The sequence below is a fragment of the Natrinema marinum genome, assembly GCF_024296685.1.
Taxonomy (GTDB): domain Archaea; phylum Halobacteriota; class Halobacteria; order Halobacteriales; family Natrialbaceae; genus Natrinema; species Natrinema marinum.
The window spans coordinates 1,059,507-1,074,142 of the sequence record NZ_CP100763.1 but is presented as its reverse complement, the minus strand read 5'-3'; the positions used below and the strand labels follow the sequence as shown (position 1 = coordinate 1,074,142).

Here is a 14,636-nt window from a genome sequence, read left to right as displayed (position 1 = left end):
GACTGATTCCTATTCCACCACTTATAACTCCGCTTTCACAAAGGAAGGAATTAATTGGCCACATTAGAGAGTGATTGACCACTATTTTGTGCATTCTAACTACACTCGATAACCTTTTGTAGTGTCGCGTCAATGGATGACATACCATGGCGGAATGCGAAACGTGCGGCGACGACGTAGCGCGGCTCTTCGAACACCGGATTCGGACCGAGAGCATGACCCATCGTCGAACGCGGCGCGTCTGTACGAGTTGCCATCCGTCCGTTCCCGGGTCTGCCCAGCCCGATCGATCGTCCGGGCGACTCGTCGCCGACGGCGGTTCGCACGCCACCTGTCCAGTCTGTTCGGGGACCACGGTCGCCGACGGCGACTCGGTCGTCTGCGTCGGCTGCGGCTGGACGGGCCTGCGATACCCGAGCACGGGACCCTAACAACGTAGCCCCAGTACCGAACCCACCGGCAGAGACATCACGAACGATGAAACTCGCCACCGAATCGCTGGGGAACCACGTCGAGCGAATCGAAACGAATCGGAAGACCCTCCGCATCTGTAACGCGTCCAACGGCACCGAAGTCGATCGCATCACGTCGTTTTTCGAACCGCACGACCTCGCGGTCGAAGTCGTCGACGCGGCCGGCCGACCGGCCGATATCGTCGATCTGCTCGCGGAGGGGCGACGACTCGCCTCGAGCCCGCTCGAGGTAGTGGGTCACTATGCACGGGCCTGGGAGAAGTCGATGGCGCTCGGCCTGCGGGCCGAACCGCCCGCCGTGGTGACCGAACTCCGGGACAACTTCTTCGAATCCTACGACAAGCAGCGAATGGTCATGGCCTCCCGTATCGTCGAGTTTCGGGCCTGGAACACCGGTTCGGGGGAGTTGCACGCGGGGTTCCAGCAGCTGTCGAAACTCGACCACCAGCCGGAGGTCTATCGGAACCTCGCGTCGTCGTCGGTCGACACCCACGTCTACGGCGAACCCGACCGGGAGCCGTTGCCGTCGCTGGAGCTGACGGTCCACGAGAGCGACGACGAGGAGGTCGCCCGCCACTGGTGGGTCGCCTACGACGGCGATGGCGACGACGACGAAAAGGTCGTGTTGCTGGCCCAGGAGCGAGGCCCGAACCAGTTCTACGGGTTCTGGACCGAACGTCCCGACGTCGTCGACGACGTTATCGACCGAATGGCCCACCTCGGCTGAGGAGCGCCGTCGCCTCGAGCGCGGGTCTGCGGCGACCGATCACCGCATCGGAGGCCGACGCTGCCCGCCGGAGTCACGCGCCCGGCGTACCAGCCGGTCGATCCGCTCGTCCGTCGCGGGATGCGTCGCGAGCAACCGGGAGAGCGGGTCCTCGTCTTCGGTGTGGACGTAGAGCGTGGCCAGCAACCCGCGGGACGGCTCCGCGGTGCGTTCGATCGTCCGGAGCGCGCGGGCGAGCGCGATCGGTTTCTCGGAGACGGCGGCGGCGCGGTCGTCAGCGGCGTACTCCCGGCGACGCGAGTGGGCGCGGACGACCAGCGTCACGAGCAGAAAAGCGACGGCCACCCCGCTCTCGATCAGAGTCAGGAGGCGGCCGAACGCGGTCCGCGACCACGAGGACGGCGTTCCGCGCATCCAGGCGAGCGCTCGAGCGGCCCCGGCGACCGACAGCAGCAGCGGCGCGAGCACCAGAAAGACGAGCCCGGCGACCGTCCGAAAGCCGCTGTAGGCGAGCGTCTGGACGAACGCATCGTGGCGCTCCAGATGAGCGAGTTCGTGCGCGACCAGCGCCTCGAGTTCGTCGAGCGACAGCAACCGGAACAGCGAGCGATCGAGGACGATCACGCCGTTTCGCGCGCTACCCAGCGCGAAGGCGTTGGGCGCGGGCAGCCGCGCGATCAGGACCGTCGGCGAGTCGACGCCCATCCGCGTCTCGAGGGCGTCGAGCCGGCGATAGAATCGGGGCGCGTGCGACCGCGGCAGTTCGACCGCCTCGAGGCTCGCGAGCAACTGTTTCGTCCCGAACCGGTAGCTCAGGACGCCGGCGAGGAGGGCGATGACGACGATCACCACCAGTGCGGTTCCCGGATCGGGCGCAGAACGCCGGAGAACCGAGAGGGCCCAGTAGCTGACGGCGGCCAGCCCGAGATACCATACCAGGAGGAGGCAGCCGACCACCGCCATCAGGAGGCGGGTTCCGTGACGACGAACGGACATCGTACTCGATTTCGGCTAGGGACGGCCGACTGAAACGGGTATCGAAGACGCCACGGGGCGTGGCGAGCGACGCTCCTCGGGGCCGAACCACCGATGAGGGGCGGGCACGCGAATACGAGTATCGTCGGCAAGCAGACGGGTTTCAGTCCGGTGACGAGTCCTGTGGCGTGTTATCTGACCAGTCCATCCTCGAGGCGGCCTGCTCGGCGAGCCACAGCAGCGATCCGAGGGCGACGCCGACGGCAGCCGCCGCGAACGCGGCACCCTGTGTCGCCCAGAGTCCCCAGAACGCGAGGCTCACGACGTACGTTACGGCGACGACGACTCCCAGCGCGACCCACGTGCGATCGACGGACACCATATCGGGACATCGTCACAGAGCCCCATTACGGACGGGGCTTCAACGGAAAGGGTGCGTCCGTGTTCGCGGCTCTGTCCCTTCGTGGGGTTCAGTCCGCCGACAAAGCCTCTTCGAGCCGGTCCTCGATGTCGTTCAGTTCGTCGCGCAGAGCCTCGCCTTCGGCCCCCTCGAGTTCGTCGATCCGGTCAGCGATCCCCTCGAGCCGGGAGTACTTCTCGTCCTCGTCGGTGCTGGTCTTCTGGACGTAGACGTCCTTGCTCACGTCGTAGACCTCGTCTTCCTCGAGGTCGGTCACCGCGAGGACCACGTCCAGTTTGTCCCGGTCGATCCCGGTGACCCACTCGCGGGGGATGCCGCGCTCGTCGAGGACGGCGAAGACAGTCTCCTCGTCTCCTGGCTGCCGGCGTTTGCGTGTCGTCCGCCGGACGGTGCCGTATCGGCCGTGAAGCCGCTGGTCCGGGCCGAGGCGCTCGAGCAGCGTGTCGCGAACCGAGCCCCGCATGCGGTTCGCGCCGTGTTGCACGTCCGACGCGAGGACGTAGAGATCGGTCGCGTCCGCGGTATCGAGCGACGAGGGGTCGTCAGCGTCGACGCGCTCGAGTTGCTCGGCGAGCAGGAGGGCGTCGTCGTGGACCCGCTCGGGCATCGAGCGGGCCTCGGCCGCGGAGACGAGAAACGGGCTCTCGCCGGCGACCGTGTCGGGATCGTGGCGGATCGCGTCGTCGTCGGCCGCGTACTCGTCCGTGAGCGTGACGACGGCAGCGTAGGGCTCGACGCCCGGCGGGAGTTCGTCGATCGGGACCGCTCCCTCGTCGAGTTGCTCGAGAAAGACGACGAACTGCTCGCGCCAGAGCGGCCGGCGCTCGCCGCTGTCGCCGAAGCGGACGACGATCCGATCGTCCGCGGTCCGCGCGATGCCAAACGGCCGATCGGAGACCGGCGTGACCAGTTCCGAGCCCGGCTCGAGTGAATCACACCGTCTCCGGAGCGTGGTCCAGGTGTCGACGGGTTCCATACGCGCGCTACACCGAGCGGAGCAAAAAACCGCTCCCCGAATTGCTCTGTCGGCTACGCGAGGAGCGGGGGAAGCTCCGACAGCGACTCGAGCCGGTAGGTCGGGTCGACATCGGCCGGCCCCGTGTCTTCGTCGCGGGCGAGCAGCGCCGAGTCGATGCTCGCGTTGTCGGCCGCTCGCACGTCGACGGCCCTGTCGCCGACGTACAGCGCATCCTCGGCCGCGAGGGCGTCCATCGCGGTTTCGATGTTCGTCGGATCGGGCTTGCGCCGGGCCAGTCCGTCGGGCGTCAGCGGACAGCCGTAGACGGTCTCGAACAGCGAGCGGAGCCCGAAGCGATCGAGCAGCGTGGAGACGACGGTCGGGTGGTTGTCGCTGACGATCCCGAGCGGGACCTCGAGCGAGCCAACGGCAGCCACGTCGTCGTAGGCCGAGCGCAGCCCGCACTCGACCTCCTCGAGTTGGGCCCGGACCATCTCTCGGGCGGCTTTCGCACAGAGCACGTCGGCCTCGACTTCGAGGCTTCGACACCGCTTCGCGATCGAGTCGAAGTCGCCGCGCAGGAACGCCTGGAGCGTCTCCGCCGTCGGCTCCGAGCGCGCGAGGGTTTCGTAGGTTCGAGCGATCGCGTCGGCGAGCCGCTGGGACGAGGGGGTTTCGACCACGACCCCATCGAAGTCGAACAGGACCGCGTCGTAGTGCATCATCCGTCCGTCGGGAGCGAAGAATAATAATTCTGTCTAGTTTCTGCAGCGCAGAATAACCGCGTGGTGGGAACCACAGCTAAGTTCCTTCGATAGGTATTGTATACCAATGCTTCACGCGGAGGGACCTCTGCTCACCGTCGACGTCGGCGATCGAGACGCAACCGAGACGACCATCGACGACGTACTCGAGGAGTACGTCGGCGGGCGAGCCGCGGCGACGGCGCTAGCACACGACCGCATCCCGTTCGACGCGGAGCCGTTCGGGCCGGAAAACCGGGCGTACCTCTCGACCGGGCCGCTACAACAGTCGCAGATGTCCTTTACCGGTCGGATGAACATGACCGGGCTGTCGCCGCTGACCGACGGGCTGGTCTCGACGAACGCCGGCGGCTACCTCTCGCGGAACTTCGTCGGGACGGGGATCAGCGTCCTCGAGGTCGTCGGCGCGAGCGACGAGTTGCTGGCCGTCCACGTCACGGACGACGGCGTCGAGTTCGAGGCGGTACCGGAACTCGAGGGGGCGACCGTCCCGGAAGTGTCCGACTACATGGACGACCAGCACGGGCTCGGTCCCGACAACTGTATCGCCATCGGCCCGGCGGGCGAGAACCGGGTCCGGTTCGCCTCGGTGATGACCTTCGACTCGCGGGCGTTCGGCCGTGGCGGGCTCGGGGCCGTCCTCGGCTCGAAGAACGTCAAGTGCGTCACCTTCGAGGGGGACGCGGCCCCGCCCGTCGAGATTCCGAACCCGCCCGAGATGGAGATCCACCGCGAGGCTGCCCAGTCCGACGACCGAATGCGCCGACAGGGGACGACCGGCGGCACCGAGTTCATCAACGACAACTTCTCGCTGCCGACCCGGTACTTCCGAGAGTACGGGTTCGAACACGCGGCGGACATCGGCGGCGACGCCGTCGAGGACAAGAAGTACAAGAAGGGCGCGTGCTCGGCTTGCGCGTACGCCTGCAAGCTGCCGACGCGGGACGAAGAGAGCGGCGTCGAAACCGAAGGGCCCGAGTTCGAGACCGTCTACGCTTTCGGCTCGAGCCAGGGCGTCGGCGACATCGTCGACGTGATGCGCGCCAACGAACTCTGCGACTCGCTGGGGATGGACACGATCTCGGCGGGCGTCACCGTCGCGGCCTACCTCGCGAGCGAGGACGAGTTCGGCAATGCGGAACTCGCCCAGGAGGTGACCGAGAAGATCGCCTACCGCGAGGGGATCGGCGAGACGCTCGCCGAAGGCGTCGACCGCGTCCACGACGACCTCGGCGTCGATAACTACACCGTCAAGGGAATGGAGTTCGCCGCCCACGACGGGCGCGTCCTCCACGGACAGGGGCTCTCCTACGCCGTCGCGAACCGCGGCGCGGACCACATGTACGCCGGGATGCTCTCCCTCGAGTACAGCGGCGAACTCGACCCCGAGGGCACGCTCGGCAAGGCCGAGACCCTCGTCCGCGAAGAGAATTCGGCCGCGTTCCGCGATACGGGAGTCGTCTGTGCGTTCGGCAGCGACTACGTGACCGACGAGCGCCTCGAGACGCTGTTCGACGCCGACCACGATGACTTGCTCGAGGTCGGCGCGAAGACGGTACGCCTCGAGCGCCACTTCAACAATCAGCGGGGTCTCGACCGAGACGAGGACGGTCTCCCGTACGAAATCCCCGACCTCGAGGAGGCGATCGCAGAGTACTACGCGGCGCGGGGCCTGAACGACGACGGAACCGTTCCCGAGACCGAGATCGAACCCGTCGCACCGCCGGCGCGGTCCGCCGACGATTAGGGTTTCTAGCCGCCGTATACGGAGGGCACGAGCCGAATCACGTTCTCCACCGACACGCTCGTCTCGAGGCCCTCCAGATGCGTGACGTGTTTCGTGTCCTTCGTGACGACAGTCTCAGCCGCGAGCCCGTCGCCGTCGTCGGCCAGCAACCGTCCCTCGAGCGCCGGATACGTGGCCTCGAGTTCGGTCAGCAACTCGCCGACGGTCTCGGCATCCGTCTCGTGGCGGACGGTCTTCTCGCCGACGGCGTCGCGAAACGGTCCGAAGAAGACGCACTCGAGTTGCACGGCGCGATCTTTGTCGTGCTGTCTCTTGTAGCCGACGGTCGGATCGATTCCGAATGGAGACCACAGCCCGATGCCGGTCACGACGGCGTCAGCCGATCCCACAGCGACTTCAGCTCCGACGCGGCCGCCAGCGTCTCGAGGTCCCGGAACGCGGACCGTTCTTCCTCGTAGTTTTCCTCGAGTCGCGCCTCGATCTCCGGATCGAGCCCGAGCTGGTCCGCGATCGTCACCAGCCCCTCGTAGGCGGTCATCTCGATCCGTTCGATCCTCATTCCGGCGTCGAGATAGACCATGTTGAGCAGGTCGGCGTCCTCGATCTCGGCCTCGAGCTCACGGCGGTCCTCCTCGAGGCCGTCGAGGACCGAGGCGTCGCGGGCTTCCGGCGGTCGGTCGAGCGCCGCGAAGATGTCCTCGAGGCGCTGGATCTGCGTCCGCGTCTCGTCGCGGTGCTCGGCGAAGCGCTGGCTCATTCGGTCGTTGGTCGTCCGCCGGGCCAGTTCGTCGAGCGTCTCGACGAGTTCCCGCTCGACGTAGTATTGCTGGGCGAGCCGATGGACGAACAGCTCGCGGAGGTCGTGCATCGCCATATGCGGGACCCATCGACCAGCCGCTTAGTCTACTCCCCCGAACACGCAGGTGCAAGTCGAACCACCTGCCACCGCTCGAGGGCGGTTGCTGCGGTAGCTCGACTATCCCGTCACCGTTACCTCGACTCGAGCGAACGAAGCCGCCGATTTCAGAGCGAGACCGCGTCGAGATCGATGCGGTTCGGCTCGGGCACCGACTCGGCGGCCGCGCTCGAGACGGCGTGGGTCCCGCGGTCGCCCTCGGTCGCGTCCTCGTCGCCCGACAGCACGGTCACGCCCCGCGCCAGCAGGGGCGCGATTACACCCGCAACGACGGTCCGCGGATCCGACAGCGGCGCGCGGACGACGACGCGGTCGTCCGCCTCGAGCCCCGTTTCTTCGACGACGCCGCGCGCGGCCTCGAGGACAGCTCCGTGGCTCACCGTCCGCTCGCCGTCGGTCAGAATTGCGGTCTCGGGATCGATCGCCAGCGGCGGGAACGAAGGGTTCTCGCTCCACAACCCAGCGTCGAAGTGGTGGACCTCCGGCGCGTCGGGCTTGTCGCCGTAGCCGACGCGCTGTGCGCCACGGGGCAGGTCGTAGCCCTCGAGCGCGTCGACGGGCGCGACGAGGGCTCGAAACTCGTCGTCGTCGGCGAGGTCCGTCGGCGGGTCGAAGCGGGTCGTCCCCTCGAGCAGCGTCGTCCCGAGGAAGGCGAGCAGGGCCAGCGGACCGTCGCCGACGACGCCGACGGTGACGCCCTCGCGGACGCCCGCGTGGCGCAGGAAGTTGCCGGCCTTCCAGGACGTGGTACACAGCCAGTGGTAGTCGTACTCCCGGCCCGTCGCGTCGACGAGCCCGATCCGTTCGTCGCGAAGTTCCCGGGTGAGCAGGTCGTCGACCGTCCCAGCGTTCATACCGGAGTGTGGGGCCGGGCCGGAAAAAGCGCGCCGACTCGCGGCTGCGGCCCGATCTTCCTCGCCCGCCATACGGCGGGTTTCGGGGCGGTATAGACGGATTTCGGCTCTCAGTCGTCGGCGGCCGCCGGCTCCGCGTGGTCGACATCAGTCCCGAGGACATCTAGAAACGAACTGAGCCACTCGGGGTGGTCCGGCCACGCCTGTCCGGTCACGAGGTTGCCATCGCGCGTGACGCCGTCTTCCCACTCGCCGCCCGCGATCGTCACGTCGGCCTCGAGCGCCGGGTAGCCGGTGCAGGTCCGGCCCTCGAGTACGTCCGCGGCCGCGAGGATCTGGACGCCGTGACACAGCGCCGCGACGGGTTTGTCCTCCTCGAAGAAGTGGCGGGTAACCTCGAGGACCTCGTCGTAGGTTCGGAGGTACTCGGGCGCGCGGCCGCCGGGGACGACGAGCGCGTCGTAGTCGGCCGGATCGACGGCGTCGAAGTCGTGGTTCACCTCGAACTGGTGGCCCGGCTTCTCCGTGTAGGTCTGGTCGCCCTCGAAGTCGTGGACGGCCGTCGGACAGGTGTCGCCGGCTTCCTTCTCGGGACAGACGGCGTGGACCTCGTGGCCGACCATCTGGAGCGCCTGGAACGGTACCATTACCTCGTAGTCCTCGACGTAGTCGCCCGCGAGGAGCAGGATCTGCTTTGCTGACATGGGTGGTCCCGTCCGACCGTTCGACAGCGCCGGCCATAACCTGTGTCACACGGTACCGTGACAGTCACGCTGATCGCACGGAGACGAGACGTGCTCGTGGGAACGGTCATCGCTGAGAACCGCCGCTCGCGGTCTCACAACCGACGTGAGGCGAGGACTGCGCCGGACCGCCTAGAACGCGCGTTTGATCTTCTCGAAGAAGCCGTCTTTCACTTCGATCTCGTCGCCGCCGGCCTCTGCGAAGGCCTCGAGCGCTTCGCGCTGGTCCTCGTTCAGACTCTCGGGCGTAACGACCTGCACCTGTACGTAGAGGTCGCCGTAGCCGCGCCCGCGAAGCCGAGGCATTCCCTTGCCCTCGAGACGGAAGGTTTCGCCGCTCTGGGTGCCGTCGGGGATCTCGAACTCGGCGGCGCCGTCGAGGGTCGGGACTTCGACGGTATCGCCGAAGGTCGCCTGCGGGAACGACACCGGGAGCCGGTAGTGCAGGTCGTCGCCCTCGCGCTCGAAGTCGTCGTGCTCGCGGACGGTCACGTCGATCAGCAGGTCGCCGTGGGGGCCGCCCTCCGGGCTGGGCGCACCCTCGCCTTCCATCCGCAGCGTCTGGCCGCCCTGGATACCGGCCGGGACCTCGACTGTGAGCGTCACCTCGTCGCGGACGTAGCCTTCGCCGCGACAGTCGTCGCAGGTCTCGGAATAGAGCGTCCCCTCACCCTCGCAGCGGGGACAGGTTGTCGTCTGCTGGACCCGACCCAGCGGCGTCTGCTGAACCTGCGTCACCTGCCCGCGGCCCTGACACTGCGGACAGGTCTCGGCGTCGGCCTCGGGCGGATGGCCCGCGCCCTCGCAGACGTCGCACTCCTCGGGACGATCGAGCGTGAACTGCTTTTCCGCCCCCTCGTAGGCCTCCTCGAGATCGATCTCGAGTTCGGTCCGCATGTCTCGGCCTTTTCGTGGCCGACGGCGGCCGCGGCCCCCGCCACCGCCGCCGAAGACCTGCTCGAAGAGATCGCCGAGGCCGCCACCGCCGCCCATGCCGCCACCGCCCATACCGCCGAACGGGCCGCCGCCCATGCCGCCGGCACCGCCCGCCTCGCCGGCGTCGAAGCCGTGCTTCTCGGCTTGCTCGTAGCGGTCGTGACCCATCTGGTCGTAGGCTTCCCGCTTCTCCTCGTCGGTCAGGACCTGCTTTGCCTTCTGGATCTTCTTGAACTTCTCCTCGGCGTCGGGGTCGTCGCTGACATCCGGGTGGTACTCCGTGGCCTTCGTCCGATACGCCTGTTTGATCTCCTCGGTAGACGCGTCGGGGCTCACGCCGAGAACGTCGTAGAAGTCCTCGCTCATTCGTTGTCTCACCGATAGTCGGTTGAGCCACTTGAAATGAACGTTCCGAACTTTTTCCGCCTCGGGTTCGCTCGCTTTCCTCACGGCTTCGCCGTTCGCACTGACGCGGTTCTCGCTCACTCCGTTCGCTCCGAACCGCGCACTGCTCGCTCACCACTCGGCGCAAAAACTTCGATGAAAAAGGCCGCTCGCTCACTTCGTTCGCTCGCGGATGCAGTGCTTGCGCCCTAATCCCTGGCCTTCACCCTTCCGCGTCACCTTCGTCGACAGCATCAGACGTGGTCTGACGGATCGAAATCGACTCCCGCGTTACTCGTCGTCTTCGTCCTCGTCGAAGCTGACATCCTCGAAGTCGGCGTCGACGTACTCCTCGTCGTCGCCGGCAGCGCCGGACTCGGGACCGGGGTTCGGGCCGCCGCCCATGCCCGCGCCGGCCGCTCCGCCAGCGCCCGCAGCGCCGCCGGCACCCGCAGCGCCGCCAGCGCCGCCGGCCGCACCGGCACCGGCTTCCTGATAGATCTGCTTGCCGATCTCCTGAAGCTCCTCGCTCAGGTCCTCGGTCGCGGCTTCGATGTCCTCCGCGTCGGCGTCATCGTCGTCGATCGTCTCCTCGAGATCCTCGATCGCGCCCTCGATGTCTGCCCGGAGGTCGTCGTCGACCTGCTCGTCGTTCTCCTCGAGGAGCGTCTCGGCGCGCTGGATCGTGGCCTCGGCAGTGTTGCGGGCCTCGATGCGCTGGCGCTTTTGCTGGTCTTCCTCGGCGTGTTTCTCGGCCTCGCGCTGCATCTTCTCGATCTCCGAGTCCGAGAGACCGGCGCCGCCCTCGATGGTGATCTCCTCGGTGGTGCCGCTGCCCTTGTCCTCGGCGGAGACGTTGACGATGCCGTTCTCGTCGATCGAGAAGGTGACTTCGATCTGCGGGGTTCCCGCGGGGGCCGGCGGGATGCCGGTCAGGTGGAACTCGCCGAGCAGTTCGTTCTCCTCGGCCAGTTCGCGTTCACCCTGGAAGACCCGGACCTGCACCGTGGTCTGGTTGTCCGCCGCGGTGGTGAAGATCTTCGATTCCTCGGTCGGGATCGTCGTGTTCTTCTCGATGAGCCGCTCGAAGAGGCCGCCTTTGACCTCGATACCCAGCGAGAGCGGCGTCACGTCGAGCAGGACGATATCGTCGACTTCGCCGCCGAGCACGCCGCCCTGGATCGCCGCGCCCAGCGCGACGGCCTCGTCGGGGTTGACGTTCTTCTGGGGCTCCTTGCCGGTCAGTTCCTCGACCTTCTCCGCGACCTGGGGCATCCGGGTCGAACCGCCGACCAGGAGCACCTCGTCGATGTCGTCCTTGTCGTAGCCCGCGTCCTCGAGCGCCTGCTCGGTCGGCTCGACGGTGCGGTCGATGAGATCCTGCGTGAGCGACTCGAACTTCGCGCGGGTCATCGACTCCTCTAAGTGGATCGGACCGTCGTCGGTCGCGGTGATGAAGGGCAGGTTGATCTCGGTTTCCTTGCGCGAGGAGAGTTCGATCTTGGCTTCCTCGGCGGCGTCTTTGAGCCGCTGGAGGGCCTGACGGTCCTCGCGAAGGTCGATGCCGTGTTCGTCCTCGAACTCGTCGGCGAGCCAGTCGATGATGGCCTCGTCCCAGTCGTCGCCGCCGAGGTCGTTGTCGCCGTTGGTCGCGACGACCTCGTAGACGCCGCCGCCCAGATCGAGGATGGAAACGTCGAACGTGCCGCCGCCGAGGTCGTAGACGAGCACGGTCTGGTCGGAATCGTCGTCGAGGCCGTAGGCCATCGACGCGGCGGTCGGCTCGTTGATGATGCGCTCGACCTCGAAGCCGGCGATCTCGCCGGCGTCTTTGGTCGCCTGGCGCTGTCGGTCGGAGAAGTACGCGGGGACCGTGATGACGGCCTTCTCGACTTCGTCGCCGAGGTAGTCCTCGGCGTCGCGCTTGATCTTCTGGAGGGTCATCGCCGAGATCTGTTCGGGCGTATAGTCTTCGCCTTCGATCTCGACGGTGTAGTCCTCCTCGCCGATGTGGCGCTTGATCGAGGAGATCGTCTTTTCGGGGTTCTGGATCGCCTGATTTTTCGCGGGTTTGCCGACGAGCCGTTCGTCGTCGTCGGTAAACGCGACGACGGAGGGAGTCGTCCGTTCACCTTCCGCATTGACGATGATCTCAGGATCGCCACCTTCCATCACCGCGAACGCGCTGTTCGTCGTTCCGAGGTCGATTCCGAGAATCTTGTTGCTCGCCATCGTGGGCGGGTATTGTGCGCACTTTGTTTTAAAGGTTACTAGGAACGAGCGAGACCCGAATAAAATGCCGTTCGGGCGGTCTACGACCCCGTATACGGCAGTTGGGAGTCAGTAAAAACAGGTTCGAATCGACCGTGTGTCGGTTGGCTCTCGCCGGAAAAGGAGGGTGATCAGTGATTTCGGTTTCTCACTCGTCGGCGTCGTCGCCTGCGACCTCGCCGCCGAGTTCGATCGCCTCGTCGTCGCTCTCTGCGCTATTCTCGGTCGCCGCCGGTTCGTCTCCGTCCGAGGGCGCATCGTCGGAGGTGGCACCCACAGATTCGCCTTCGTCGTCCGTCTCGGCACCGTCCGGGTCCTCGCCGTCACCCTCGAGTTCGCCGTTCGAGACGGTGACTTGCGCGTTCTGGATGACCTTATCGCCCATCTCGTAGCCGGGCGTGTAGACGTCGGCGACCGTTCCCTCCGGCTGGGCGCTGTCGACCTGCATCATGACCTCGTGGCGCTGGGGATCGGCCTCGGTCCCGGGTTCGGGGTCGATCTCGGAGACGTTCTCGTCCTCGAGGATGCGGTCGAACTCCCGAAGCGTCATCTCGACACCCTCCTGTAAGCTCTCGGCGTCGCCGCTTTGTTCCTCGAGGGCGCGCTTGAGGTTGTCGCGGACGCCGATGAGTCGCTCGACGAGGTCTTCGGTCGCGCGGTCTTTGATCTGCTGTTGGCGCTTTTTCGCCCGCTTCTTGTAGTTCTGGAAGTCGGCCTGTTTGCGCTTGAGCCGGCTTTTGAGGTCCTCGATTTCCTCGTCGCGCTCCGCTAGGGCCTGTTCGTACTCCTCTATGTCGTCCTGTAGTTCGCCGATGGTCTCGGCCTGTTCTTCGATGCGCTCTTCTAAGTCCTCGAGTTCTTCGCGCTGATGGGTGACCGTCCCGTTGAGGTCGCGGGCTTCCTCGACGATCGAGTTGACCTGATGGGCGAGTTCGTCGTCGTATTCGGTGACCTGATCGAGCAGTCGTTGGATGTCGTCGCTCGTTTCAGGTGCCGCGTCGGTCGCGTCGTCCGGTTCGCCACTGGGGGCTGGCTCGGCAGTGTCGCCGGCCCCTCCCTCGAGTTCGTCCGGGCTCAAGTCGTCCACGGTCGCAGACTCCGTTTCGCCCTCGTCTCCGTTGGGGGCCGGGTTCGGTTCCCCATCCGTCGACTCCACGGGATCCGCGTCGGTCGTTTCGTCGTCGTCGGGTTCCCCCTCGGAGGAAACACCGTGGGCGGACGCGTTCGTACCCTCGTCTTCGCTCATGTGCCAGTCAACGAACAGCGGTAATAAAAGGGTTGAGGTACCCGGTCCGAGATCGACGGCGGCGACGAAACCGGGGGAGGGGGCGGCTCCGTATCGAGAATGGGTCGCGTGCCGATTCGGACGAGACCGGCGCTACGCTCTTGGTTCCACAGTCCTGAGGGATACTGTACATGGACTCATCCGGCGGAGTCAGTCGACGAGCCGTGGTTCGGAGTATCGGTACAGTTGTCGGCGGACTCTCGGTTGCCGGCTGTCTCGGGACGGGAGGAGAAACGGAGACGAAACCGGAGCTATACACGACGCCAGCCGCGAGCGAGTTCGATGGGGTCGTCGACAGCAAGTGGCTCACCGACAACGTAGACGGCGTCGCACTGCTTGACGTTCGGGACGAAGGCGCATTTACCGACGGCCACATCGCCGGTGCGCGTCGGTTTCCCGACACCGCGTTGTTGGAAGAACACTACGAGGAGACGCCCGACGGCTACGAAGCGTCGCCCGGCGTGATCGCGACGGTCGTCGCGGAGGCCGGTATCACTCCCGACGACGACGTGGTCGTCTACGGCGAGGGATCGAATCTGTGGGAGACGTACGCGATCTACACGCTTCGCGCGATCGGCCACGAGGGAACCGTGGCGTTACTCGACGGCGGCTATCCGGTCTGGGCGGACGCCGGCGGCGAAACCGAAACGGGTACTCCCGAGTCGACGTCCGCCACCTACGAGCCCGACCTCGAGATGGACGTCGTCGCGACGCGCGAACGCGTCGCGGCCAACGTCCGCGAGGACGGCGCGGACGTACAACTCGTCGACAATCGGACGCCCGCGGAATACTACGGTACGCAACGAGACGGCGGTGGTAGCCGATACGGCCACATCACCGGCGCGATAAACATCGAGTACACGCAGAACCTCGTCGACGACGGCGCTCGGTTACGATCGCCAGCCGAGCTCGAAACGCTGTGGCTCGAGGACGCCGGTCTCGATCCGACGGTGGAAACGATATCGTACTGCTCGACCGCCGTCCGCGGATCGGTCGGCTGGTTCATCATGGAACAGCTCGGCTGGGACACCGTCCGGAACTACGAAGGAAGCTGGGCCGACTGGGGGACGCTCTCCGAAGCGGACGGCTACTACTACACGTCAGGGGAGGGAACGGGCACGGTGGTCGACACCTTCGCGTAACGCGCCGAGCGTGCGTTATCGTGGTCGTCCGACGTCGACA

At 66.4% G+C, this 14,636-nt stretch carries 14 protein-coding genes; 3 read left to right on the top strand and 11 right to left on the bottom strand.

The genetic code is table 11. The features are described from left to right. Positions 1 to 477: 477 nt before the first annotated feature. On the top strand, positions 478 to 1,200 hold the full coding sequence (locus tag NKH51_RS05360) for a DICT sensory domain-containing protein (RefSeq protein WP_254764214.1): 723 nt from the start codon (positions 478 to 480) through the stop codon (positions 1,198 to 1,200). 39 nt (positions 1,201 to 1,239) lie between these two features. On the opposite strand, the gene NKH51_RS05355 is transcribed toward NKH51_RS05360, so the two are convergent. The 4 genes from NKH51_RS05355 to NKH51_RS05340 all read right to left on the bottom strand — a co-directional run bounded on the left by NKH51_RS05355 (position 1,240) and on the right by NKH51_RS05340 (position 4,276). Beyond that, complete coding sequence (locus NKH51_RS05355) at positions 1,240 to 2,196, bottom strand: M48 family metallopeptidase (RefSeq protein ID WP_254764213.1); 957 nt, start codon at positions 2,194 to 2,196, stop codon at positions 1,240 to 1,242. Positions 2,197 to 2,338: 142 nt separating this feature from the next. After that, on the bottom strand, positions 2,339 to 2,557 hold the full coding sequence (locus NKH51_RS05350; RefSeq protein ID WP_254764212.1) for a hypothetical protein: 219 nt from the start codon (positions 2,555 to 2,557) through the stop codon (positions 2,339 to 2,341). An 88-nt stretch (positions 2,558 to 2,645) separates the two neighbouring features. After that, a complete protein-coding gene (locus tag NKH51_RS05345) occupies positions 2,646 to 3,572 on the bottom strand; it encodes a DUF7983 family protein (RefSeq protein WP_254764211.1) in 927 nt (308 codons plus the stop codon). Between the two features lie 53 nt (positions 3,573 to 3,625). Next, on the bottom strand, positions 3,626 to 4,276 hold the full coding sequence (locus NKH51_RS05340) for an HAD family hydrolase (RefSeq protein WP_254764210.1): 651 nt from the start codon (positions 4,274 to 4,276) through the stop codon (positions 3,626 to 3,628). Between the two features lie 109 nt (positions 4,277 to 4,385). On the opposite strand from NKH51_RS05340, the gene NKH51_RS05335 reads away from it, so the two are divergent. After that, entirely contained in the window at positions 4,386 to 6,065 is a 1,680-nt protein-coding gene (locus NKH51_RS05335; protein WP_254764209.1) for an aldehyde ferredoxin oxidoreductase C-terminal domain-containing protein, read from the top strand. 5 nt (positions 6,066 to 6,070) lie between these two features. Here the strand turns inward: NKH51_RS05335 and NKH51_RS05330 are convergent, their stop codons facing one another. The 7 genes from NKH51_RS05330 to NKH51_RS05300 form a co-directional block, all read right to left on the bottom strand. After that, positions 6,071 to 6,454 (bottom strand): MoaD/ThiS family protein, encoded by a 384-nt coding sequence (locus NKH51_RS05330; RefSeq protein ID WP_340674298.1) that lies wholly within the window; start codon positions 6,452 to 6,454, stop codon positions 6,071 to 6,073. Continuing rightward, positions 6,430 to 6,933, bottom strand: a complete 504-nt coding sequence (locus tag NKH51_RS05325; RefSeq protein ID WP_254765120.1) for a YciE/YciF ferroxidase family protein — start codon at positions 6,931 to 6,933, stop codon at positions 6,430 to 6,432. The genes NKH51_RS05330 and NKH51_RS05325 overlap by 25 nt, the downstream gene beginning before the upstream one ends. Positions 6,934 to 7,088: 155 nt before the next feature. Further along, positions 7,089 to 7,835, bottom strand: a complete 747-nt coding sequence (locus NKH51_RS05320; RefSeq protein WP_254764208.1) for a hypothetical protein — start codon at positions 7,833 to 7,835, stop codon at positions 7,089 to 7,091. Between the two features lie 110 nt (positions 7,836 to 7,945). Then, positions 7,946 to 8,539 (bottom strand): DJ-1/PfpI family protein, encoded by a 594-nt coding sequence (locus NKH51_RS05315; protein WP_254764207.1) that lies wholly within the window; start codon positions 8,537 to 8,539, stop codon positions 7,946 to 7,948. Between the two features lie 171 nt (positions 8,540 to 8,710). Further along, positions 8,711 to 9,880 carry a molecular chaperone DnaJ gene (gene dnaJ / locus NKH51_RS05310; RefSeq protein WP_254765119.1) on the bottom strand — a complete coding sequence of 390 codons (1,170 nt, stop codon included), beginning with the start codon at positions 9,878 to 9,880 and terminating at the stop codon, positions 8,711 to 8,713. Positions 9,881 to 10,189: 309 nt separating this feature from the next. Continuing rightward, complete coding sequence (gene dnaK / locus NKH51_RS05305; RefSeq protein WP_254764206.1) at positions 10,190 to 12,130, bottom strand: molecular chaperone DnaK; 1,941 nt, start codon at positions 12,128 to 12,130, stop codon at positions 10,190 to 10,192. A gap of 187 nt (positions 12,131 to 12,317) precedes the next feature. Beyond that, positions 12,318 to 13,415, bottom strand: coding sequence for a nucleotide exchange factor GrpE (locus NKH51_RS05300; protein ID WP_254764205.1), 1,098 nt, complete (start codon positions 13,413 to 13,415; stop codon positions 12,318 to 12,320). A gap of 203 nt (positions 13,416 to 13,618) precedes the next feature. Between NKH51_RS05300 and NKH51_RS05295 the strand changes: the two genes are divergently transcribed. Beyond that, on the top strand, positions 13,619 to 14,596 hold the full coding sequence (locus tag NKH51_RS05295; protein ID WP_254764204.1) for a sulfurtransferase: 978 nt from the start codon (positions 13,619 to 13,621) through the stop codon (positions 14,594 to 14,596). The last annotated feature ends 40 nt before the right edge of the window (positions 14,597 to 14,636 follow it).

Coding starts and splice junctions, on each gene's coding strand:
- NKH51_RS05335 (WP_254764209.1), top strand. CDS start 4,386: ATGCTTCACGCGGAGGGACCTCTGCTCACCGTCGACGTCGGCGATCGA.
- NKH51_RS05355 (WP_254764213.1), bottom strand. CDS start 2,196: ATGTCCGTTCGTCGTCACGGAACCCGCCTCCTGATGGCGGTGGTCGGC.
- NKH51_RS05350 (WP_254764212.1), bottom strand. CDS start 2,557: ATGGTGTCCGTCGATCGCACGTGGGTCGCGCTGGGAGTCGTCGTCGCC.
- NKH51_RS05300 (WP_254764205.1), bottom strand. CDS start 13,415: ATGAGCGAAGACGAGGGTACGAACGCGTCCGCCCACGGTGTTTCCTCC.
- NKH51_RS05360 (WP_254764214.1), top strand. CDS start 478: ATGAAACTCGCCACCGAATCGCTGGGGAACCACGTCGAGCGAATCGAA.
- NKH51_RS05340 (WP_254764210.1), bottom strand. CDS start 4,276: ATGCACTACGACGCGGTCCTGTTCGACTTCGATGGGGTCGTGGTCGAA.
- NKH51_RS05325 (WP_254765120.1), bottom strand. CDS start 6,933: ATGCACGACCTCCGCGAGCTGTTCGTCCATCGGCTCGCCCAGCAATAC.
- dnaJ (WP_254765119.1), bottom strand. CDS start 9,880: ATGAGCGAGGACTTCTACGACGTTCTCGGCGTGAGCCCCGACGCGTCT.
- NKH51_RS05315 (WP_254764207.1), bottom strand. CDS start 8,539: ATGTCAGCAAAGCAGATCCTGCTCCTCGCGGGCGACTACGTCGAGGAC.
- NKH51_RS05345 (WP_254764211.1), bottom strand. CDS start 3,572: ATGGAACCCGTCGACACCTGGACCACGCTCCGGAGACGGTGTGATTCA.
- NKH51_RS05320 (WP_254764208.1), bottom strand. CDS start 7,835: ATGAACGCTGGGACGGTCGACGACCTGCTCACCCGGGAACTTCGCGAC.
- dnaK (WP_254764206.1), bottom strand. CDS start 12,130: ATGGCGAGCAACAAGATTCTCGGAATCGACCTCGGAACGACGAACAGC.